The organism is Pseudomonas fragi (genome assembly GCF_002269505.1).
Taxonomy (GTDB): domain Bacteria; phylum Pseudomonadota; class Gammaproteobacteria; order Pseudomonadales; family Pseudomonadaceae; genus Aquipseudomonas; species Aquipseudomonas fragi_D.
Genome location: NZ_NQKQ01000059.1, coordinates 1 through 1,298 on the forward strand (window position 1 = coordinate 1; position 1,298 = coordinate 1,298).

Genomic DNA, 1,298 nt, shown 5'->3' on the forward strand with positions numbered 1-1,298 from the left:
GGGTGGGTAGAAACCGGGTACATCGTTTACGTTTAAGACCGGGTACATCGTTTACAGGTATTAATCATGGTCAGGAGGTACTGAGCATGCCCTGGAAACGAGAGTCCGTAATGGATCAGCGAGTTAAATTAATCAGTGACTGGCTTAGCGGTAATTACAGCAAAAGCCAATTGAGTCGCCTTCATGGCATCAGCCGCCCCACGGTTGATAAATGGCTAAGCAGGTATGCAGCTCTAGGCCCTGACGGTCTCAAAGAGCTATCCCGCAAGCCCCACCACTGCCCGCATCAAACCAGCGATGAGATCATCAGCAGGTTGCTCGAAAAGAAAGCCGAGCATCTGGATCGCGGCCCCAAACAGCTGATCCAGCGTTTGCGAAATGCAGAGCCTGAGATTGTCTGGCCTGCTGCGAGTACCGCCGGGTTATGGCTCAAAAAAGCTGGACTCGTATTGCCTCGCAAACGCGCTCATCCCCGTCCTCATAGCTCGGTCAAGTTACGCGAGGCCAATGAGCCCAACCAAACCTGGTGCGCCGATTTCAAAGGTCAGTTCAGAACCAAGGACAATCGTTGGTGCTATCCCCTGACCATTACGGACCACGCCAGCCGCTATCTACTGCTCTGCAAAGGTCTTCTTGGCACTCACACCGAACCTGCGCGGCAAGGCTTTGAGTGGGCATTCAGGGAGTATGGGATGCCTGATGTGATACGAACCGACAATGGTTCGCCGTTCGCCTCAACTGGCTTGGCGCGGCTATCGAGCCTGTCGGTATGGTTTATCCGACTGGGAATTTATCCGGAAACAATCAAGCCCGGGCGCCCGGATCAAAACGGTCGGCACGAGCGCATGCACCGTACCTTGAAAGCCGCTGTACTACAGCCTGTAGCCGACAATCTGCTACGCCAACAGTTGCTCTTTGAAGAGTTCGTGCATGACTTCAACCACTACAGACCTCACACCGCTTTGGGCATGAAAGTGCCCGCCGAGGTGTACAGCTCATCGTCAAGGATTTACCCCGGCTATGTGCCTGCGGTGGCGTACGGAGAAGATGTAGATGTAAGGCGAGTGCGAAGCAACGGAGAAATCAAATGGAAGGGCTCGCACATATTTTTGGGCGAGGCCCTGATAGGCGAGCAAGTAGCGTTGAGGGAGGTAGCTGATGATGTTTGGGATCTGTACCTTTGCAGCTACCCTTTGGGCAGGCTTGAGCGCGGTGCAAAGCGCGTCTCAAGCCTGTAAATGTGTAAACGATGTACCCGGTCAGATGTGTAAAGGATCTACCGGTCTCTACAGTGAGGG

Annotated in this window: 1 protein-coding gene; it reads left to right on the top strand. The window is 53.9% G+C overall.

Features of this window, described 5'->3' with window-relative positions; genetic code table 11:
- Positions 1 to 86: 86 nt before the first annotated feature.
- Entirely contained in the window at positions 87 to 1,238 is a 1,152-nt protein-coding gene (locus CJU81_RS23490; RefSeq protein WP_176464908.1) for an integrase core domain-containing protein, read from the top strand.
- The last annotated feature ends 60 nt before the right edge of the window (positions 1,239 to 1,298 follow it).